This window comes from Pseudonocardia sp. HH130630-07, assembly GCF_001698125.1.
Classification (GTDB): Bacteria; Actinomycetota; Actinomycetes; order Mycobacteriales; family Pseudonocardiaceae; genus Pseudonocardia.
Window position 1 is genome coordinate 4,958,946 of the sequence record NZ_CP013854.1, and the last position, 18,847, is coordinate 4,977,792.

An 18,847-nucleotide genomic window follows, 5' to 3' on the forward strand; every position below is an offset into this window, starting at 1 on the left:
AGCGGGGTGCGCGATGCTTGATCGGTGCCGCGTACCGCTGTCCTGACTGATGCCCAGTGGGCCCGTCTGGCGCCGCTGTTGCCCTCCTCCGAGGGTCGTCGCGGGTGCCCGTTCCGCGATGACCGCCGGGTGCTCGAGGGGATCATCTACCGGTATCGGTGCGGGCTTCCCTGGCGCGACGTCCCAGCCGAGTTCGGGCCGTGGCAGACGTTGTGGAAGCGGCACCGCCGCTACAGCGGCGACGGCACCTGGGACCACATCCTGGCTGCTCTTCTGGTCGAGGCCGACGCCGCCGAGGTGCTCGGGTGGGCGGTCAGCGTGGACTCCACGATCATCCGTGCCCACCAGCACGCCGCGACCCTCAAGCGCGACACAGGGGGCCGGATCGAACTACACGAATCTGCTCGCCGAACCAGCAGATCACGCGCTGGGACGGTCCCGCGGAGGGCTGTCGACGAAGATCCACCAGCTCGTTGACGGGCACGGCCGCCCGCTGGTGGTCCTCCTCGGCCCCGGCCAGGGCGGCGACTCGCCAATGTTTCCGCACCTGATGGCGCGCCTGAGCATCGCCCGACCGGGCCCGGGACGACCCCGGACCCGGCCTGAACGCGTGCGCGCGGACAAGGCCTACTCCTCACGCGCGATCCGCCGGCACCTGCGCGAGCGCCGGATCATCGCTGTCATTCCGGAGCCCTCTGACCAGCAGGGACACCGCAAACGACGGGGCTCACGCGGTGGCCGACCGCCCGCATTCGATCCGGTCGACTACCGAAACCGCAACGTCGTCGAGCGCGGGTTCTGCCACGTCAAGCAGTGGCGCGGGCTGGCCACCCGTTACGACAAGCTCGCCCTGACCTTCCGCGGCGGCGCCGTCCTGAAGGCGATCGTCACCTGGCTCCGCGCATTGGGAGACACACCCTAGCCCTCCAGGTGGTGCAGGACGACGTCGCCGATCCGGCCGCCGTCCAGCACCAGGGTCATCCAGGTGTGGGTGGGCATCCGCCTGCGGTCGGTGGGCGAGCCCGGGTTGAGCAGGCGGAGCCCGCCGGCCGCGGTGTCCCACGGGATGTGCGAGTGCCCGAACACCAGCAGGTCGGTGTCCGGGTGGGCACGCAGCGCCCGGTTCTCCCGGCCCTGCTTCGCCCCGGTCTCGTGGGTGACGGCCATCCGGACGCCGTCGATCACCACCCGCGCCGTCCCGGGCAGCCGGGAGCGCAGGTCGTCGCCGTCGTTGTTGCCCCAGCAGGCGACGAGCCGGGCGGCGCGGGCCTCGACCCGGTCGAGCAGCTCGGTCGTGCACCAGTCCCCGGCGTGCACGACGACGTCGGCGGCGTCGACCGCGTCCCACACCGGCCCGGGGAGGCCGCCGTCGTGCGCGCCGCCCCGGGCCGGGAAGTGGGTGTCGGAGATCAGGACCAGCGAGGTCAGTTCACGCCCACCAGGTCGCAGACGAAGACCAGGGTCTCGTTCGGGGCGATCACGCCACCGGCGCCCTGCGCCCCGTAGCCCAGGTGCGGCGGGATGACCAGCCGGCGGCGCCCGCCGACCTTCATGCCGACGACGCCGGTGTCCCAGCCGGAGATGACCTGGCCGGCGCCGAGGCCGAAGCGCAGCGGCTGGCCCCGGTCGTAGGAGTTGTCGAACTCGCGGCCGGTGGACTGGGAGACCCCGACGTAGTGCACGGCGACGGTGTCACCGGGCTTGGCCTCGGGGCCCTCGCCGGGGTTCAGGTCCTCGGCGACCAGTTCGGTGGGCAGCGGGCCGTCGACGATCTCGACGGCGGGCTTCTGCGGTGCGGTCACGGTGCTGCTCCCAGCGGACGGGTGTCCGATCTCGGTCGGCTGTCGCCGTCGACCCTGCCAGAACGGCCGGTGCTCCCCACGGCGGACCCCGTGGGGGAGCGGGACGCCCGCTCGACGTGCCAGGCTCGTCGTCGTGACCGAGCCCGCCACCCGCGCAGCCTGGGCCGCCTGGCTCGCCGCCCTCGACGACGCCGGGCTCCCCGGTGCGGCGAACACCCGTCCGCCGGCGGGACCGTCCGAGGTCGCGGCGGCCGAGCAGGTGTTCGGCCGGCCGTTCCCGGACGAGCTGCGGGCCACCTACCTGCTGCACGACGGGCAGTGGAACGACCACCCGAGGTCACCCGGGTACAAGCCGGAGCGGATGACCAGCCTGTTCCCCGCGACCTACCGGATGCTCCCGCTGGCCGAGGCCGCCGCCCAGTACCGGGACTGGCTGCAGGTGGTCGAGATGGTCGGGCACGAGCACGTGACCGTCCGTGCGGGCGATCCGGTGCGCGCGCACTACTGGGACCCCGGCTGGTGGCCGCTCGCCGTCGACGGCGGCGGCAACGCGCTGGTGGTGGACACGGTGCCGGAGCCGGGCGGGGACCCCGGGCAGATCGTCGTCGCCGGGCCGGACGAGGACGAGCGCCGCCGGGTCGGTCGCGGTCTCGTCGACTACCTCGGGCGGCTGACGGCGTCGGTCCTTCCGGTCCCCGAGGTGCACGACGGCGACGACCGGCCGGTGTACCTGTTCTGGGACCTCCCGCAGCTGCGCTGAGCCGGGCATGGTGCGCCCGCCCCGGCGGGAAATCAACCCTGTTGTCCAGATCACATTCTTGCGAGCATCGGACGGTCGCCGTCCACGGACGGGTGACGGCCCGTCGTCGTGCCGTCCACTCTGGCACCGGCGACCCGTGGACGACAGGGAGGTCGACCCGGCGATGAGCGCGCTGACATCCGTTCTCGTCTTCGCGGCGGGTGCCGCGCTGCTGATCTACAGCGCGGAGAAGCTGATCACCTACCTGGTCGGCGCCGCGCGCGGGCTCGCCGTCTCGGTGTTCCTGCTCGCGGTGATCTTCACCGGGATCGAGTTCGACGATCTCGTCTTCGGCGTCGCGCTGAACGTCGAGGGACTGGAGGACGTCGCGCTCGGCGTCGTCTTCGGCACCGTGATCTCGATGGTCGGCGTGGTGCTGGCGCTGGCCGCGCTGCTGGTGCCGTGCCGGGTCGACGTCCCGCGCGACTATCTCGTGCTGTTCGCGGTGTCGCCGGTGGTGCTGGTCGGGCTCGCGCTGGTCGGGGAGATCGGCACCGGGATCGCGATCCTGCTCGTCGCGCTGTTCGTCGCGTTCGTGGCCTACGTCGCGGTGCGGGAGCGGAGCCGGGCGGTGCCGGTCTTCCGGGACACCGAGATCGGTGGCTCGCCGGGTACCGGGGACATGGAGATCACCTCGAAACGGCACCTGCCCGGCTGGGCGCTGCTCGGCCTGGCGGTGCTCGCGCTGGCCGGGCTGGTCGTCGGCGCCTGGGTGATGACCGAGGGCACCGAGGGCATCCTCGACGAGTTCGGGATCGCCGGCACGGTCTTCGGCGCCACCATCGCCACGCTGGTGCTGACGCTGGAGGACGTCTTCCTCACCGTCGAGCCGGCCCGCCGGGGCACGCCGCTGATCGGCATCGGCAACGTCATCGGGTCGGTCGTGTTCTCGGTGACCGCGAAGCTCGGCATCATCGTGCTCGCGGGGGGCGGGATCGAGGTGACCCCCGACGTCTTCGTCTGGCACCTGCCCGCGCTCGTGCTGCTGGTCGCGTTCTCGACCTACGCGCTGTGGACCGGGCGCCTGCGCCGCTGGCACGGTGTCGTGCTGCTGGCCGCCTACGTCGTCTACTGGATCGTCAGCTTCGTGGTGTTCGGCGTCGTCCCGGCCGACGACGACTGAGCCTCACCGGTGCGGCCGCGGCACCAGCTCGACGTCCACCGGTCCAGGCCCGTTCGCGACCTCGACCGCGGACTCGACGAGGTGGTGCTCCGGGGACAGGTGGCAGACCGGGTCGGTCGCGGCCGGGTCGCCGGTGAGCTGGAACGCCTGGCAGCGGCAGCCGCCGTGGTCGAGCTCGCGACGCTCGCAGCTGCGGCACGGGTCCTGCATCCAGCTCTCGCCGCGGTAGGCGGTGAACAGCGGGGCCGAGGTCCAGATGTCGGCGAGCGAGGACTCACGCACCGAGGCCGGCGGCAGCGGCAGGGTCTGCGCGGCGGGGCAGGGCAGCGCGTTGCCGTCCGGGGCGACGGTCAGCTGGCGCTGGGCCCAGCCGCCCATGCAGGGTTTGGGGTAGCGGCTGTGGTAGTCCGGCAGCACGTGGACGACCTCCATCCGTCCGGCGAGGCGCTCCCGCGCGGCGGCCACGATCTCCTCGGCCCGGTCCAGCTGGTCGCGGCCGGGCAGCAGCGCGGTCCGGTTCCGCCAGGCCCAGCCGTAGTACTGGGTGTTCGCCAGTTCGACCCGGTCGGCCTGCAGCTCCTCGACCAGGGCGACGATCTCGCCGACCCGGTCGATGTTCTGCCGGTGCAGGACCACGTTGACCGTCAGCGGCCAGCCCAGCTCCCGGACCAGCCGGCAGGCCTCGATCTTCCGGTCGAAGGACCGCACGCCGGCGATCCGGTCGGAGGTCCCCGGCTCGTCGGCCTGCACGCTGACCTGCACGTGGTCGAGCCCGGCCGCGTGCAGGGCCTCGGCCCGGGGCCGGGACAGCCCGATCGCGCTGGTCACGAGGTTGGTGTAGAGCCCGAGCCCGGCCGCGGTGCGGACCAGCTCAAGCAGGTCGCGGCGGAGCAGCGGTTCCCCGCCGGAGAGGTGGCACTGCAGCACGCCGAGCTCGGCGGCCTCGGTGAACACCCGTTGCCAGTCCCGGGTGCCCAGCTCGTCGTCGTAGCGGGCCAGCTCGATCGGGTTCGAGCAGTAGGCGCAGGCCAGCGGGCAGCGGTAGGTGAGCTCGGCGAGCAGCCCGAACGGACGGGGCGCGGGGGCGGTCACGAGAGCGCGACCAGACCACGCTCGGCGAGCCGGGTGAGGTAGTCCCGCACCTGGTCGTCGACGGTCGTGGTGTCCGCGCCGTCGTAACCGGCCGCCAGTGTCCCGACGATCTCGTCGACGGTGTGCTCGCCGTCGCACAGCTGCAGCACCGCGTGCCCGGTCACGTTGAGGACGACGACCGTCTCCGGCCCGAGCAGCACCCATCCGCCGGTGGGCCGGTCCGGGCGCATCCGCACGTAGCGACCCAGCCGCGGCCGGGACGCACCGGTGATCGGGGGCATCGCGCCTCCCTCGACGTGCCGGGACGCGGGGACCGCGGTGGTCCCGTGCCTGGTCACGTCACGTGTAGGCATGGTCGATCGCGTCCATCATGGCCCAGAGCACGTCACACTTGAAGGACAGGGCGGCCTCGGCGGCGTCCTGTTCCGCGATCGTGTGGCAGTGCGCGGTCACGACCTCGAGTGCGTGCTCGGAGTCCCGCGGCGCCTGCACGAGCCGGTTGCGGAAGTACTGCAGGCCGTCGCCGTCGATCCAGGTGTAGTAGCGCTCGAACGCGGCCAGCCGCTCGGCCATGAGATCGGGCGCGAACAGCTCGGTCAGCGACGAGGCCACCGCCTCGACCCACGGCCGGGTGCGGGCGAAGGTGACGTAGGCGTCGACGGCGAACCGGACGCCCGGCTGCACGTGCCGCCGGTCGAGGATCTCCTCGCGGGACAGCCCGCACGCCTGCCCGAGCCGCAGCCAGGCCTCGATGCCGCCGCTCTGCGGGCCGTCCGCGGCGGTGCCGTCGTGGTCGGTGATCCGCCGGATCCAGCGGCGGCGGACCGCGACGTCCGGGCAGTTGGCGAGGATCGCCGCGTCCTTGAGCGGGATGGCCTCCTGGTAGGCGAACCGGTTCGCGACCCAGCCGCGGATCTGGTCCGGGGTCAGCGTGCCCTGGTTCATCCGCAGGTGGAACGGGTGCAGGCTGTGGTAGCTGCGGGCGTGCGCCCGGAGCCGGGCCACCAGTTCCTCGGGGGAGGTGCCGGTGCGGTGGTCGGTGGCCGTCATGGGTCAGACCTCCAGTTCCAGTCCGTCGGTGCCGACCGTGAGGCCGGCCGCGGTCACCTCGGCGCGTTCGGCCGAGTCCTCCAGCAGCATCGGGTTCGTGTTGTTGACGTGCACGTACACCACCCGGCCGAGCCGGCGCTCGGGCCGGGTGAGCACGTCCAGGCTGCCGCCGGGACCGCCGACGTGCAGGTGGCCCATGTCGTGCGCGGTCTTCGCGGCGAGCCCGAGCCGGACCAGCTCGTCGTCGTGCCAGGTTGTGCCGTCGACGAGGAGCAGGTCGGCGCCGTCGAGCTCGTCGAGCACGGCGCCGGTCAGCTCCTGCACCCCGGGCAGGTACACCGCGGACCGTCCGGATCCGGTGTCGGTGAACCGGTAGCCGACGACGCGCCCGCTGCCGGTCCCGGTCCCGAACCGGTCGTGCTTGCCGGTCGGGACGTCGAAGGCGCGGTAGCGCAGCCCGCCGAGGTCGTGCGGGACCCCGGGGTCGACGGGGGTCCACCGCACCGGGCAGAACCGTTCGAGGGTGTCCAGCAGCCCGGTGCCGGCACGCAGCGTCCGCTCGGTGGACGCGGTGGCGTGCAGCGTCACCCCGCCGCCCTCGCGGAGCAGGACGAGGCCGAGGGTGTGGTCGATCTCGGCGTCGGTGAGCAGCACGCCCTGCAGCGGGGTGCCACGGTCGGAGACGGGGTGCAGCGCCGGGGTGTCGGCGAGCTGGGTCCGGACGTCCGGTGAGGCGTTCACCAGCCACCACCGCCGCCCGTCCGGGCTGATCGCGATCGACGACTGGGTGCGCGGCGTCGCGGGGCGGCTGCCGTCGCGCACCGCGCGGCACCCCGGGCAGCCGCAGTTCCACTGCGGGAACCCACCACCCGCCGCCGAGCCCAGAATCCGGATCCGCACGCGGTGTCCCTCCTCTCCCGGCACGCCGCGGGGGCGCCGGAGCCGTTCGGCTCCCGGCGCCCCCGGACGTCACCCTGTCACGCCTCGGTGCGGGCGATGTACATCGTCACCTCGGGTGCACACCCGATCTCCTCGAACTCGGGTGCCTCCCACTCGGTGGTCGACTCCACTGCGTTCACCTCCTCTCTGCGGTGGCCGCGTCCCTCCAGTGTGGTGCGCGGTCAGCTCTCCGGCAGCGCGAAGCAGAACAACGCGTCCCCGGCGGCGGCGCCGAGCAGGCCGGGCAGGAACCCCTCGATCCAGCCGCCCCAGCCGGTCGGGACGGCGATGTACTGCCGGCCGTCGACGCTGAACGTGGTCGGGCTGGAGTGGTGGCCGCTGCCGCACTGGAACGACCACAGCTTCTCCCCGGTGGCGGCGTCCAGCGCCACGAACTCCCCGGTCGGCGTGCCCTGGAACACCAGTCCGCCGGCCGTCGACAGGTTCGACGCGCACATCGGGTACTCGTTGTTCCAGCGCCACTTCTCCTCGCCGGTCAGCGGGTCGACGGCGGAGACGAAGCCGTAGAAGTCCTCGATGTCCACCGCGACGCCGGCCCCCCAGTAGGGGATCGACTCCTTGAACTCGCGACGGCGGCGGGTGGCCGTCGCCCCCACCTCCTGCACCGGGATGTAGATCAGACCGGTCTGCGGGTTGTAGGACATGTGCGTCCACTCCTTCCCGCCGGCCGGGCCCGGCCAGAAGTGCACGGGGACGCCCTCCTCGTCCGGATAGATCTTGGGCGTGACCTTGCCCTCCGGCGTGATCTCGCCCCAGGTGATCCGGTCGACGAACGGGAAGACCCGCACCAGCTCGCCGTTGGTCCGGTCGAGCACGAAGAAGTAGCCGTTCTTGTCCGCGTGCGCGAGCAGCTTGCGCCCGTCCGGGGCGTCGAACAGCACGTTCTCCATCGTGGAGTCGTAGTCCCACAGGTCGTGCGGGGTGAACTGGTAGTGCCACCGGATCTCGCCGGTGTTCACGTCCACCGCGACCGTCGAGTCGGTGTAGAGGTTGTCGCCGGGCCGCACCGCGCCGTCGAAGTCCGGTGCCGGGTTGCCGGTGCCCTGGAACAGCAGCTCCAGCTCCGGGTCGTAGGTGGGCGTGACCCAGCAGTTCGCGCCGCCGCGCTGCCAGGCCTCGCCGTCGTCCGGCCAGGTCTCGGACCCCGGCTCGCCGGGCTTGGGCACCGTGTAGCAGCGCCAGCGGCGCTCGCCGGTCTCCGCGTCGAAGGCGTCGAGGTGGCCGCGGACGCCGAACTCGCCGCCCGCGCTGCCGCAGATGACCATGTCCTTGACGACCAGCGGGGCGACCGAACCGCTCTCCCCGGCCCGGACGTCGCCGTTCACGGTGTCCCAGACCAGCTTCCCGGTCCGCGCGTCGAGCGCGATGAGGTGGGCGTTGAGCGTGTACATGTAGACCTTGCCGTGGGCCACGGCGAGACCGCGGTTGACGTTGCCGCAGCACAGCGAGACGTCGTAGGGCGAGGCGTGCTTGTAGCGCCACAGCTCCTGACCGGTGCGCGCGTCGATCGCCCAGGCCTTGCCGTCCGGGCCGGAGACGTACATGACGCCCTCGACGACGATCGGCGCCGCCTCGAACGAGTAGGTCGAGGCCCCGGACTGCATGCCGACCGCCCCGGCCTGGAACACCCACGCCGGGGTGAGCCGGCGGACGTTTCCGGTGTTGATCTGGTCGAGGTCGCTGTGCCGCTTGCCGTCGTAGGTGCCGTAGTAGGTGAGCCAGTTCTCCGGCTCCGACCGGGCCCCGCGGATGCGCTCGTGGTCCACGTTCCCGGTGGCCGGAGCCTCCCCGGTGACGTTGCTCAGCTGGGCGTGCGGGATCGCCTCGCCCGCGTCGACGTAGTCGGTCATCGGTTGCTCCTCACGGACGCGGCTGCGGGGGACGGTCGAGCTTGGCGTGGTCGGGCACCTCGCCGCCGATGACGATGGCGCCGGTCAGGCCGCGGCCCTCGTCGTTGCCGCTGGCCGAGCCGTAGTAGTAGGTGCCGGGACCGTCCAGGTTGAGGGTCGCGGTGCCCTTCGCGTGGTTGACCAGCCAGATGAACTTGGGGTCCCCGTTGCTGGGCAGCACCGCGCAGTGGGTGTTCTTGTCGTCGTTGATCAGGGTCAGCACGATGTCGCCGCCGTGCGGGAGGATGAGGATCGCCGGGTCGTAGCGCAGCTCGTCCTCCGGGATCCGGACGGTGGCCCGCAGGACACCGTCGGCGTCCTCCTCGGCGTACCCGATGCTCCCGGTGTTGATCAGGCGGCCCAGCGCCGTCCGGTTCTGCCCGTCGAGGCCCGCGGCGGCGAGTTCGGCCGCGCGGTCTCCTTCGGTGGTCGTCATGGACATTCCTCCCGAGCGCGAAATTGTCGGCGGAGACGTGATCACTTTCACACCGGATGCCGGGCGTCGTCAACCCCGCGTTGTCGTCGATTCCCTGCGGATGATCACCGATGATCGGAACCGAATTGATCGGGTCGGACCGTGACCGCTGCGGCGTCGACCGGCACCCTCCCTGTGCATGTCACGCACCCTGACCGGAGGGTGAGGTCGGCGATCCGATGTCACCGTGCGAATGTCGACGGTGCTTGAGCGGACATTTATCGGACACTTCTTCCGGGCTCTTTCGTGGTGATGTCGGGCCGGATCGTTAAATGGATGGAATGCGTCGCCGATGCTGGGTCGACGGTGCTGGTGCCCGTTCGCCCGAGAGGTGGGCGGTCCGGGTGGCCGGTGCCGGCCGGGCGCGTGACGTGCGACGGCGGCGCCGGCGGGCGATCACTCCCGGCCCGGGAGTTCCGCTGTGGACGGCCCGGCGCGTTCGGTGAGCAGGTGATTCCGCAGGGTGGTTCTGGCGTTCCGGCCGGATGAAACATGTGTTTCTCCAGAACGGTGCGGCCGGCTCACCAGAACTTGATGCCGGCCGCCTTGAGCCGGCGCCGGTGCTGGCGGACCGCGGTCTCGATGGCCTCGGTCGTGATGAGGTCGCCCCAGACCTTCGCGGCGTGCTCGCCCTGCTCGAGGAGCTGGTCGGCCTGGTCCCGGCCGATGTCGGAGCTCTGCACGATGCGGGAGCCGAACCCGATGTGCCAGCGCTCGTCGCGCAGGACGAGTTCCATGCCCCGGTGCACGCCCGGCAGCGGGACCCCGAGCTCGTCCAGGGCGGACAGCATCGCGTGCTGACCGGCCAGCAGGACCACGCCCTCGATCACCATGTGGTAGAGCCCGACCGCCGAGGTCAGGCCGCTGTGGTCGGTGGCCAGCCGTCGCGCGGTGTCCGGCAGCCGCTGCTCGAACAGGTCGACCAGCTCGGACCCGACCTGCGGGCGCAGCGCGTCCCGGCGCTCCGCCGGGTTCGCCCCGGGGACCCCGGCGACCTCGGCCGCGACGAGGTCGAAGAACCGGGCGTGGCGGGCCTCGTCGCGGGCCTGGGCCCGGAAGGCCTCGGCCATCGACTCGTCGCTCGCCGCCTCCCGGTAGGTGCCGAGCTGCCCGGCCACCGCCGTCTCGGCGATGCAGAAGCCCGCGAGCAGCCCGCGCACCCGATCGCGTTCGGCCTCGCCGAGCCGCGGCCAGGCCGCCCGGTCGGCCGAGAGGTCGATCGCGGTCTCGTCCCACTGCAGTGACGCGGCGAGCGTCACGAAGTGCTCGAAGTTGCCGATCATGGCCATGCCCGCACCGTCCTCACCCGCCGGGGATCGCGTCGCCCGGCTCGAGTTCCCGGAAGTCCGCCTTCGTGGCGCCGCAGATCGGGCACATCCAGTCCTCGGGGATGTCCTCGAAGGCCGTCCCCGGCTCGATGCCGCCGTCCGGGTCGCCCTCGGCGGGGTCGTAGACGAAACCGCACGGCTCGCAGATCCACAGCCGGGCCGTCGCGGCGGCCGGGCTCACGCCCCGCTCCCCGGCGGGCGCCGTGCGTGCGTGGTCATGAGGCCCCCGCGCTGGAGTCGTCACACGTGCCGGGCGACCGGCCGGAACCGGGCCGCCCCGTCCGACCAGGGAGCCACACCGGGCCCCGGGCCGCAAGGGGCGGGTGGAAACAGGTGTTGCCGACCGGTCAGGTCCCGAGCGCCTCGTGCAGGAACCGGACCTGCAGCAGCAACAGGTTCTCCGCGACGACCTCCTGCGGTGTCATGTGGGTGACGCCGGACAGCGGGAGCACCTGGTGTGGACGGCCCGCGGCCAGCAGAGCCGACGACAGGCGCAGGGTGTGGGCGGCGACGACGTTGTCGTCGGCGAGGCCGTGCACGACCATCAACGGCCGGTGCGGGGCGTCGGCGGTCGGCGGCGTCGCGGCGTCGGCCAGGATGGAGGAGCGCCGGTAGGACTCCTCGCCCGGCTGCCCGAGGTAGCGCTCGGTGTAGTGGGTGTCGTACAGCGACCAGTCGGTGACCGGGGCACCCGCGATGCCGGCGTGGAACACGTCGGGCCGGCGCAGTACGGCGAGCGCGGCGAGGTACCCGCCGAAGGACCAGCCCCGGATGCCGACCCGGGTCAGGTCCAGGTCGGGGTACTCCGCGGCCGCCGCCTGCAGGGCCGCGACCTGGTCCTCCAGGACCGGTCCGGCGAGGTCGCCGTGCACCGCGCGCTCGAACTCCGGGCCGCGGCCGGGGGAGCCCCGGCCGTCGGTCACCAGCACCGCGAAGCCCTGCTCGGCGAACCACCGGCTGGTGAGGTGGGTGTTGCGGGCCTGCAGCACCCGCTGGGCGTGCGGCCCGCCGTAGGGGTCGAGCAGCACCGGCAACGGGGTGCCCGGCACGTGACCCGACGGCAGGAACACGGCGGTGTGCAGGGCACGCTCGCCGAACACGTGCAGGGCCGGGGCGGGGGAGTGGCCGGGATCGGCGGCGTGCCCGGCGACCGGGTGCTCGGTCCCGTCCGCCGTGACGAGCACCGCGTGCGGCGCGGCCCCGAGGTCCTGCGACGCCCGGACCAGGGTGCCCCCGGCCGACGTCCCGGAGTGCAGCCCCGCGGCCGGGGAGAGCCGGACCGGCTCCGCACCGGGGGTCACGGAGTAGAGCGCGACGGAGGTGGGCTCGGCCGACGCCCGGAACAGGACGGTCTCGCCGTCGATGCCGAGGACCTCGCGGACCTGCAGGTCGGTCCCGGTCAGCACGGTGTCCCCGGCCACGAGGCGGCGGGCGCCCCCGGCGTCGGTGGCCCGGACCAGCGACCCGGACGCGGTCCGGGCCGGAACCCCCGGGACGTTCTCGACCCAGACCGGGTCGGTCTCGGAGTGCAGGACCCGGGTCCGCCCGGACTCCGGGTCGACGGCCAGGGTGCGCACCTCGCGCTGGTCGCGCGGCTGCACCGACAGCAGCGGCCCGTGCGCGTCCCAACCGGCGGTGGCCAGGTACTCGTGGGTGCCCGCGTCCCAGCTCACCGGGGTGCGCCCGCCGTCGAGGGTGACGATCTCCAGCCCGACGACCGCGTTCGGGGTGCCTGCCGCCGGGTAGCGCACCTCGGCCGGGGTGCGGTCCGGGTGCGCGGGGTCCGCGATGTACCAGCGGGCGACCGGCGACTCGTCGACCCGGGCGACGAGCAAGGCGTCCCCGGTGGGGGACCACCAGAACCCGCGGGTCCGGCCCATCTCCTCGGCCGCGGCGAAGTCCGCCAGCCCGTAGGACACCTCGGGGGTCTCCGGCACGAGCAGCCGGGTGGTGTCACCGGTGCCGAGGTCGTGCAGGTGCAGCGCCCGGTCGGCGACGAACGCGACCCGGGTGCCGCCGGGGTCGATCCGCGGGTCGACGACGGCCTCGGCCGCGCCGACGTCGAGCGCGCGGACGACCGGTTCCCCGGTCAGCGTGACCGTGAACGGCCGCCCGGACAGCGCGAAGGCGGCGTGCTCGACGGCGGCGTCCACCGTGTAGCCGACGACGCCGCCGGCCTGTTCCCGGACCCGCTCCCGGCGGGCGCGCTCGGCCGCGGGGAGGTCCTCCTCGCCGGGCAGGCCGGGCACCGTCGCGGGGTCCACCAGCAGCCGTTCCGCGCCGGAGGCGGCGTCGATCGACCAGAGGCAGGTGACCGGGTCGGTGCCGGAGCGGCTGCGCAGGAACACCGCACGGGAGCCGTCCGGCGCGACGGTGAAGCCACGCGGCACACCGAGGGTGAAGCGCCGGGTGCGGGCGTGCAGGCGGGGGAACGAGTCGGTCACGGGTACTCCGCAGGTCGGGGAACGTCCCGGACGCTATCCGACGATCCCGTGCCCTCCGTGTGCGCCGCGGTCCGCCCGCGCTCCGGCACCCGGCCGGCCGCGGCGGGTCAGGCCGGGGTGCTCCGCCGCGTGCGTTTCGCCCGGGACCGCGGTCCGGCCGCTCCGCCGCCCCCGCCGGCCTCCGCGCAGCCCTGTGCCGCGAGGCGGTCGGCGCGCTCGTTCTCCGGGTGCCCCGCGTGCCCCTTGACCCAGAACCAGGTCACGTCGTGGCGCCGGACCGCGGCGTCCAGCTCGCGCCACAGGTCGTCGTTCTTCACCGGTTCCCCGGCGGCGGTCCGCCAGCCGCGGGTCTTCCAGCGCGGCAGCCACTGGGTGATCCCGTTCCGGACGTAGGTGCTGTCGGTGTGCAGGCGGACGACGCTGTGCCGGGTCAGCGCGTCCAGCGCCCGGATCGGGGCGGTCAGCTCCATCCGGTTGTTCGTCGTGGTCCCCGGGTCCCCGCCGTGCAGCTCGCGCTCGTGCTCCCCGTAGCGCAGCACGGCACCCCATCCGCCCGGGCCCGGGTTCGGGGCACAGGAGCCGTCGGTGAAGATCTCCACGACCTGGGGTGCCTCCGTCATCGGACGGACGGTAGTGCCCGCCCGGACGGTCGCGGGCATCGACCTGTGGAGTCAGTAGAGCCGGTGTGAGGCCCGGGCGGCGGTGAAGCCGTGACCGCTCCCGGCGTCCCGGCACTCGACGCCGGTACGGCGGCTGACACAGGTCACCGCGCCCCGGGTCAGGTGGGTGTCGTAGCCCAGCTCGGAGCCGTCGGCGGGTGCGGCGTCGCCGTCGCAGGTCGCCCGGGATCCCGGTGCGCCGCCCACCGCCAGGCCGGGCTCGTCGCAGCCCTGCGGGGCGTCGGCCGTCCACTGCCGGTTCCCGACGTCGCACCGTGCCCCGGACGCGTCGATCCGGCAGGCGATGTTGCCGCTGGGCGAGACGAACGCCGTCCCGCCGCCCGCCGGCACGCCGAACACGGCCGGGTCGGCGGGCACGCTGCCGGCGACGAGATCGGGCGGCACCGGCAGCGGGGCCTCGGCCGCAGCGGGTCCCGGCTCCGGCTCGGAGCCACCCGCGGTGGCGGCGACCGCGCCGACGGCCAGCGCCAGCGTGGCCCCGACGGCGACCGCCGCGGTCCGGTGCGTGACGACCGCGCGGACCCGTCCGCCGAGCCGTGTGGCGACGTCGATCCCCGGCAGCCGCAGCCGGGCCGTGCCCGCTACGCCCGGAGCGGGTGGCACCCCGGTCCCCGGGGACGGCGACGGGGCGGGTACCTGCGGCCACGGCATCGACGGGGTGCGGGTGGGCGCCGGCCCCTGCAGCCCGCCACCCGGGTGTGGAGGAGGGGCACCGACCGCTGCCCGGGGTACCGGGACGGTGGCGCCCACGCCCGATCCCGGGCCCGGCACCGGGCCGGGCGGGGCCTGTCCACGGCCGGGGACGGGCTGGGCCGGTGACGCGGTCGGTGCGGGCCGCAGACCGTCCGGCGTCGCGGCGCGCGGCTGGCGGGCACCCGGCGGGTGCTCGACCCGGTCGGGACGCCCACCCCCGGCGGGGTGCTGCTCCTGGCCGCCCGACCGCCGGGGGCCGGGCACGTTCACCGGACGGGGGAGGGGCGGCGCATCCGGCGCCGAGGTGTCCGCGGACCGGTCGGCCCGCGCGGGCGGGGCGCCGGGCGCCGGTGTGTCCGGGTGCGCCTCCGGCGTGGAGCTCCCGGCCTCCCTCGCGGGCGCTGCCGTCGCCGGGCCCGTCCCTCGGTCCGGAGCGGCGGCGGCCGGGCTCGGCTCGCCCGCGTCGGGTTCCGGTGCGCGGTGGCTGCCCGCCGGGGCCGTCGCAGCGGTGCCGTGTCCCGGGTCGTTCCCGGTCGTCCCGGGGCCGGGAGCGTCCGGGGCGGTGCCCTCCCCGCCCCGCGGGGACGGGGCCGGCCTGGGGTGTGGCAGTGCCGGCCCGTCGAGGACGTCGGCGGCGCGGTGGCCGTTGCGGGGGCGGGCGGGGGGACGGTCGTCAGCGTGGGGAGCGCTCATCGGTCGAGCACGCTAGGGCGTGTCTCCCAGATAGGCGGAGCGGGGTGCGCGATGCTTGATCGGTGCCGCGTACCGCTGTCCTGACTGATGCCCAGTGGGCCCGTCTGGCGCCGCTGTTGCCCTCTTCCGAGGGTCGTCGCGGGTGCCCGTTCCGCGATGACCGCCGGGTGCTCGAGGGGATCATCTACCGGTATCGGTGCGGGCTTCCCTGGCGCGACGTCCCAGCCGAGTTCGGGCCGTGGCAGACGTTGTGGAAGCGGCACCGCCGCTACAGCGGCGACGGCACCTGGGACCACATCCTGGCTGCTCTTCTGGTCGAGGCCGACGCCGCCGAGGTGCTCGGGTGGGCGGTCAGCGTGGACTCCACGATCATCCGTGCCCACCAGCACGCCGCGACCCTCAAGCGCGACACAGGGGGCCGGATCGAACTACACGAATCTGCTCGCCGAACCAGCAGATCACGCGCTGGGACGGTCCCGCGGAGGGCTGTCGACGAAGATCCACCAGCTCGTTGACGGGCACGGCCGCCCGCTGGTGGTCCTCCTCGGCCCCGGCCAGGGCGGCGACTCGCCAATGTTTCCGCACCTGATGGCGCGCCTGAGCATCGCCCGACCGGGCCCGGGACGACCCCGGACCCGGCCTGAACGCGTGCGCGCGGACAAGGCCTACTCCTCACGCGCGATCCGCCGGCACCTGCGCGAGCGCCGGATCATCGCTGTCATTCCGGAGCCCTCTGACCAGCAGGGACACCGCAAACGACGGGGCTCACGCGGTGGCCGACCGCCCGCATTCGATCCGGTCGACTACCGAAACCGCAACGTCGTCGAGTGCGGGTTCTGCCACGTCAAGCAGTGGCGCGGGCTGGCCACCCGTTACGACAAGCTCGCCCTGACCTTCCGCGGCGGCGCCGTCCTGAAGGCGATCGTCACCTGGCTCCGCGCATTGGGAGACACACCCTAGCTCGCGGAACCGGACCCGCGCAGCGGCCGTTCGGAGCAGTCACGCCCGCCGGTCACCTCCTCACGGTGACCGTTCGTGACCGCGCCGAGCGGACCCACCGGCGTCGCCGGGGCACCGCACGCCGCGTGGGCCTCGCCTGTCGCCGACCAGGACGGTGCTCCCACCCGGCCCGCCATTGGGCGGTACCCGCCGCCGCGCGGAGTGCGCCCGGCATGCTGGCGGCGTGAGCCAGGCCCTCTACGAGATCACCGTGAACGCGCTGCTCGATCGCGGCCGCCCGCTCGCACCCCGGGAGTGGGACGCGGCGGTCGCCCGGGTGGGGCGGGACCGGGCCCCGCTGCTGCTCGCCGAGCTCGACGACGCCGGTCTGCTCACCCCGGAGCTGCTGCCCACCGCCGTCCGCACGGCCTGGGAGGGTGCGGACCGTCCGCTCGTCCGGCTGGACGCCGGACGGTGGCGCGAGCTGTTCGCCGCCGCGGGACTCGGCGTCCCGCCGCAGACCGGCGGGCCGGATCCGGCCTGACCGGTCACGGGTGCGCGCCGGTCCCCTTCACGACCTTGTCCACCGCGTTGCGCGGCCCGTGCACGGCGAGGCCCACGAGGTCCAGTGCGTCGGCCCGTTCCGCCGCGACGACGGCGCGGTTGTCCCGGTCGTTGCCGGTGCCGAACATCGCCGCGGTGTAGATCGCGGTCGGCAGCCCGCGGGCGCTCGCCCGGGAACGGCATCCGGCGAGCGTCGCCGCGTCCGCCGCCCGGACGATCACGGGCAGCCCGAGCGTGGGCAGGTAGGAGTTGCCGTCGGCGTCGGCGTACGGCTCGCCGACCAGCTCCGGGACGTCGGCCGCCACCCCGGCGGCGAGGTAGGCGGTCACGTTCGCCACCTGCCACGGGGCGAGATCGTCACGCAGCACCACGACGATCTTGGTCGCGGGGCGTTCGGTCGGGATGGTCTGTACTGCGGTCACGCGGGAGATCCTGCTCCGGCCGGGCCCACGGTTCTTGTACGTTCCTCACATGGCCCGGACCAGCGCCGCGGGCGGCCCCGGTGCCACCGACGAGGTCGTCGCCTGGCGCCCGCCCCGGGTCCCCGGGATCTCCGAGGTCCTGCACGCCTCGTTCGGCACCCACGGCTACCCGGTCCACACCCACTCCACGTGGACCCTGCTGATCGTCGACGACGGCGCCGTGCGCTACGACCTCGATCGGCGCCCGCACGGCACCGAGGAGGCGCCGGTCACGCTGCTGCCGCCCGGTATCGCGCACGACGGGCGCGCGGCGAGCGGATCGGGCTTCCGCAAGCGGGTCCTCTACCTCGACCCGGGGCAGCTCGATGCCGCCCGCCTGGGCCAGGACGGGGTGGGCCCGGCCGTCGACCGGCCCGCGATCGCCGACCCGGTGCTGCACCGCAGGCTCGACGAGCTGCACCGGATCCTCACCGATCCGGACGCCGGCCTGCACGCCGAGAGCAGGCTCGCGCTCGTGGTCGAGCGGCTCACCCGGCACCTCGCCCCGGCCCGCGGATCCGGCGGTACCGGGCCCGGCGACGGTCTCGCCGGGCGGCTGCGGGAGCTGCTCGACGCCCGCACCGTCGACGGCGTCACCCTGGACGAGGCCGGGCGCCTGCTGCACGCCCATCCCGGCCATCTCGTCCGCAGCTTCTCCCGCCGGTTCGGGCTGCCGCCGCACCGGTATCTCGACGCCCGCCGGGTCGAGCACGCACGGGCGCTGCTGCTCGACGGGCTGCCGCCCGCCGCCGCCGCGGCGACGGCGGGATTCCACGACCAGGCGCACCTGCACCGCCGGTTCGTGCGCCTGCTCGGGGTGACGCCCGGCCGGTACGCCCGGTCCGGGACGCGCACCCGCTGACCGGTCCGCCGGGGCCGCCACCTCGGCCGTTCAGCCGAGTAGCGCGTCCCGGTGCTGCCAGGCCAGCCGGAGCGCGGCAGCGGCTCCGGGGGAGAGCCGCCCGGACGCGGTGAGGCGGTCGATGGTGTTCTGCTCGAACGGGATGCGGTGGGCGGGGACGGTCCCCTCGGTGTTCTGGTCGACGGCGTCGGCGAACAGCTCGTCGTGCAGTTCGGGCGCCAGCACGACGACCGTGAGGATGTCCCCGGCCAGCGTGAGCGCGTCCAGCGTGACCCCGAGGCAGTGGGCACGGAGCCGGCCGTCGGTCAGGGCGGCGTCCATCCCGGCGAAGGGCGGGCGGTCGTAGTCGACGGGTTCGCCGGTGCCGTCGTACTCGTCGTGGCCGAGGACCTCCTCCGCGTACTCGCGTTGGGTGTTGCGCCACACGGAGAAGTCGTTGGCCACGGACTCGGGGTGCACACTGCTCGGCTGGAAGATCCCGGCCGGTAGCAGGTGGATCATGCTCCCGCCCGCGGCGACCCGGAGACCGTCACGGGCGTGCAGGACGACGCTGGGACTCTCCCCGCCGCGGATGGTCAAGGTACCGATCGCGCCCATCACGGGGTGACGGGTGAGATCGAACGGGTCGCCGACGAGCGAGCGGAACGCGAGTCGTCGCCACGACGGCCGCGCGATCCGCACCTCCCCGGCCGGGCCACGGGTCAGGAACTCGTGCGCGGTCTCGTGGGCGAGGGCCTCGTTCACGTCGAGCCCGTCGAAGAACCCCATCGTGCCGAACGAGAGCTGCCGATCCGGTAATGACCAGTCGACGTCGAGCAGGCGGAAGGTCAACCGGTTCTCGAACAGGGCCGGACGAGCGAGGTCGCGGACGGCGTGGCTGTAGCGCCTGTACCGGTGCTCGCCGTTGCGCAACGGCCGGGCTGGTGCACTCTCGGGCTCGATACCGCTGACCGGCCGGGGTGAGTCGGCCAGCAGGTCCAGGACGATGTGTCC

General features: G+C 73.9%; 21 protein-coding genes and 2 pseudogenes. 7 read left to right on the forward strand and 16 right to left on the reverse strand.

The window, feature by feature from the left end; translation table 11 throughout:
- The first annotated feature begins 24 nt into the window (after window positions 1–24).
- A pseudogene (locus AFB00_RS32305) lies at window positions 25–922 on the forward strand (IS5 family transposase).
- On the opposite strand, the gene AFB00_RS23550 reads toward AFB00_RS32305, so the two are convergent.
- Together AFB00_RS23550 and AFB00_RS23555 are read right to left on the reverse strand one after the other, a co-directional pair.
- The gene (locus AFB00_RS23550) at window positions 919–1,419 is read right to left on the reverse strand and encodes a metallophosphoesterase family protein (protein WP_068799005.1); all 501 of its coding nucleotides are present in this window, start codon (window positions 1,417–1,419) and stop codon (window positions 919–921) included. The pseudogene AFB00_RS32305 and the gene AFB00_RS23550 sit on opposite strands and share 4 nt — an antisense overlap.
- Window positions 1,420–1,424: 5 nt before the next feature.
- Complete coding sequence (locus tag AFB00_RS23555; RefSeq protein WP_068799006.1) at window positions 1,425–1,802, reverse strand: FKBP-type peptidyl-prolyl cis-trans isomerase; 378 nt, start codon at window positions 1,800–1,802, stop codon at window positions 1,425–1,427.
- Between the two features lie 133 nt (window positions 1,803–1,935).
- On the opposite strand from AFB00_RS23555, the gene AFB00_RS23560 reads away from it, so the two are divergent.
- Entirely contained in the window at window positions 1,936–2,562 is a 627-nt protein-coding gene (locus AFB00_RS23560; protein ID WP_068799007.1) for an SMI1/KNR4 family protein, read from the forward strand.
- A 136-nt stretch (window positions 2,563–2,698) separates the two neighbouring features.
- Window positions 2,699–3,724 carry a sodium:calcium antiporter gene (locus AFB00_RS23565; protein ID WP_231974046.1) on the forward strand — a complete coding sequence of 342 codons (1,026 nt, stop codon included), beginning with the start codon at window positions 2,699–2,701 and terminating at the stop codon, window positions 3,722–3,724.
- Window positions 3,725–3,727: 3 nt separating this feature from the next.
- On the opposite strand, the gene pqqE is transcribed toward AFB00_RS23565, so the two are convergent.
- The 7 genes from pqqE to AFB00_RS23600 all read right to left on the reverse strand — a co-directional run bounded on the left by pqqE (window position 3,728) and on the right by AFB00_RS23600 (window position 9,151).
- A complete protein-coding gene (gene pqqE / locus AFB00_RS23570; protein ID WP_068799008.1) occupies window positions 3,728–4,816 on the reverse strand; it encodes a pyrroloquinoline quinone biosynthesis protein PqqE in 1,089 nt (362 codons plus the stop codon).
- Window positions 4,813–5,154 carry a pyrroloquinoline quinone biosynthesis peptide chaperone PqqD gene (gene pqqD, locus AFB00_RS23575; RefSeq protein ID WP_231974047.1) on the reverse strand — a complete coding sequence of 114 codons (342 nt, stop codon included), beginning with the start codon at window positions 5,152–5,154 and terminating at the stop codon, window positions 4,813–4,815. Before pqqD ends, pqqE begins: the two co-directional genes overlap by 4 nt.
- Before the next feature lies 1 nt (window position 5,155).
- Window positions 5,156–5,866: a pyrroloquinoline-quinone synthase PqqC gene (pqqC, locus tag AFB00_RS23580; RefSeq protein ID WP_068799009.1), complete on the reverse strand. Its 711-nt coding sequence runs from the start codon at window positions 5,864–5,866 to the stop codon at window positions 5,156–5,158.
- Between the two features lie 3 nt (window positions 5,867–5,869).
- Window positions 5,870–6,766, reverse strand: coding sequence for a pyrroloquinoline quinone biosynthesis protein PqqB (pqqB, locus tag AFB00_RS23585; RefSeq protein ID WP_068799010.1), 897 nt, complete (start codon window positions 6,764–6,766; stop codon window positions 5,870–5,872).
- A 77-nt stretch (window positions 6,767–6,843) separates the two neighbouring features.
- Window positions 6,844–6,936 (reverse strand): pyrroloquinoline quinone precursor peptide PqqA, encoded by a 93-nt coding sequence (pqqA, locus tag AFB00_RS23590; protein ID WP_060712366.1) that lies wholly within the window; start codon window positions 6,934–6,936, stop codon window positions 6,844–6,846.
- A gap of 51 nt (window positions 6,937–6,987) precedes the next feature.
- Complete coding sequence (locus tag AFB00_RS23595; RefSeq protein WP_068799011.1) at window positions 6,988–8,676, reverse strand: PQQ-dependent dehydrogenase, methanol/ethanol family; 1,689 nt, start codon at window positions 8,674–8,676, stop codon at window positions 6,988–6,990.
- 10 nt (window positions 8,677–8,686) lie between these two features.
- A complete protein-coding gene (locus tag AFB00_RS23600) occupies window positions 8,687–9,151 on the reverse strand; it encodes an MSMEG_3727 family PQQ-associated protein (RefSeq protein WP_156819702.1) in 465 nt (154 codons plus the stop codon).
- On the opposite strand from AFB00_RS23600, the gene AFB00_RS33540 reads away from it, so the two are divergent.
- On the forward strand, window positions 9,150–9,296 hold the full coding sequence (locus AFB00_RS33540; protein WP_156819703.1) for a hypothetical protein: 147 nt from the start codon (window positions 9,150–9,152) through the stop codon (window positions 9,294–9,296). The two genes, AFB00_RS23600 and AFB00_RS33540, sit on opposite strands and share 2 nt — an antisense overlap.
- Before the next feature lie 415 nt (window positions 9,297–9,711).
- Here AFB00_RS33540 and AFB00_RS23605 read toward each other — a convergent pair whose 3' ends face one another.
- From AFB00_RS23605 to AFB00_RS33545, 5 genes are all read right to left on the reverse strand, one after another.
- Window positions 9,712–10,479 (reverse strand): ribonucleotide-diphosphate reductase subunit beta, encoded by a 768-nt coding sequence (locus AFB00_RS23605; RefSeq protein WP_068799013.1) that lies wholly within the window; start codon window positions 10,477–10,479, stop codon window positions 9,712–9,714.
- A 13-nt stretch (window positions 10,480–10,492) separates the two neighbouring features.
- Entirely contained in the window at window positions 10,493–10,699 is a 207-nt protein-coding gene (gene rd, locus AFB00_RS23610; RefSeq protein WP_068799014.1) for a rubredoxin, read from the reverse strand.
- Between the two features lie 166 nt (window positions 10,700–10,865).
- On the reverse strand, window positions 10,866–12,962 hold the full coding sequence (locus AFB00_RS23615; RefSeq protein WP_068799015.1) for a prolyl oligopeptidase family serine peptidase: 2,097 nt from the start codon (window positions 12,960–12,962) through the stop codon (window positions 10,866–10,868).
- A 107-nt stretch (window positions 12,963–13,069) separates the two neighbouring features.
- A complete protein-coding gene (gene rnhA / locus AFB00_RS23620) occupies window positions 13,070–13,582 on the reverse strand; it encodes a ribonuclease HI (RefSeq protein WP_068799016.1) in 513 nt (170 codons plus the stop codon).
- Between the two features lie 51 nt (window positions 13,583–13,633).
- Complete coding sequence (locus AFB00_RS33545) at window positions 13,634–14,245, reverse strand: hypothetical protein (protein ID WP_156819704.1); 612 nt, start codon at window positions 14,243–14,245, stop codon at window positions 13,634–13,636.
- A gap of 845 nt (window positions 14,246–15,090) precedes the next feature.
- On the opposite strand from AFB00_RS33545, the pseudogene AFB00_RS32310 reads away from it, so the two are divergent.
- Together AFB00_RS32310 and AFB00_RS23640 are read left to right on the forward strand one after the other, a co-directional pair.
- Window positions 15,091–15,988 (forward strand): annotated as a pseudogene (locus AFB00_RS32310) (IS5 family transposase).
- A 223-nt stretch (window positions 15,989–16,211) separates the two neighbouring features.
- Window positions 16,212–16,511 (forward strand): hypothetical protein, encoded by a 300-nt coding sequence (locus AFB00_RS23640; protein ID WP_068799018.1) that lies wholly within the window; start codon window positions 16,212–16,214, stop codon window positions 16,509–16,511.
- Window positions 16,512–16,515: 4 nt separating this feature from the next.
- Here AFB00_RS23640 and AFB00_RS23645 read toward each other — a convergent pair whose 3' ends face one another.
- Entirely contained in the window at window positions 16,516–16,953 is a 438-nt protein-coding gene (locus AFB00_RS23645) for a DUF2000 domain-containing protein (RefSeq protein ID WP_231974048.1), read from the reverse strand.
- 49 nt (window positions 16,954–17,002) lie between these two features.
- On the opposite strand from AFB00_RS23645, the gene AFB00_RS23650 reads away from it, so the two are divergent.
- Window positions 17,003–17,854, forward strand: coding sequence for an AraC family transcriptional regulator (locus tag AFB00_RS23650; RefSeq protein ID WP_068799020.1), 852 nt, complete (start codon window positions 17,003–17,005; stop codon window positions 17,852–17,854).
- A gap of 30 nt (window positions 17,855–17,884) precedes the next feature.
- Here AFB00_RS23650 and AFB00_RS23655 read toward each other — a convergent pair whose 3' ends face one another.
- On the reverse strand, window positions 17,885–18,766 hold the full coding sequence (locus AFB00_RS23655) for a hypothetical protein (RefSeq protein ID WP_068799021.1): 882 nt from the start codon (window positions 18,764–18,766) through the stop codon (window positions 17,885–17,887).
- Window positions 18,767–18,847 lie beyond the last annotated feature (81 nt).

What these genes read in the sequence shown, in the direction of transcription:
- pqqC (WP_068799009.1), bottom strand. Translation starts at nt 5,866, where the DNA reads ATGACGGCCACCGACCACCGCACCGGCACCTCCCCCGAGGAACTGGTG.
- AFB00_RS33540 (WP_156819703.1), top strand. Translation starts at nt 9,150, where the DNA reads ATGGACATTCCTCCCGAGCGCGAAATTGTCGGCGGAGACGTGATCACT.
- AFB00_RS23600 (WP_156819702.1), bottom strand. Translation starts at nt 9,151, where the DNA reads ATGACGACCACCGAAGGAGACCGCGCGGCCGAACTCGCCGCCGCGGGC.
- AFB00_RS23595 (WP_068799011.1), bottom strand. Translation starts at nt 8,676, where the DNA reads ATGACCGACTACGTCGACGCGGGCGAGGCGATCCCGCACGCCCAGCTG.
- AFB00_RS23605 (WP_068799013.1), bottom strand. Translation starts at nt 10,479, where the DNA reads ATGGCCATGATCGGCAACTTCGAGCACTTCGTGACGCTCGCCGCGTCA.
- AFB00_RS23650 (WP_068799020.1), top strand. Translation starts at nt 17,003, where the DNA reads ATGGCCCGGACCAGCGCCGCGGGCGGCCCCGGTGCCACCGACGAGGTC.
- rnhA (WP_068799016.1), bottom strand. Translation starts at nt 13,582, where the DNA reads ATGACGGAGGCACCCCAGGTCGTGGAGATCTTCACCGACGGCTCCTGT.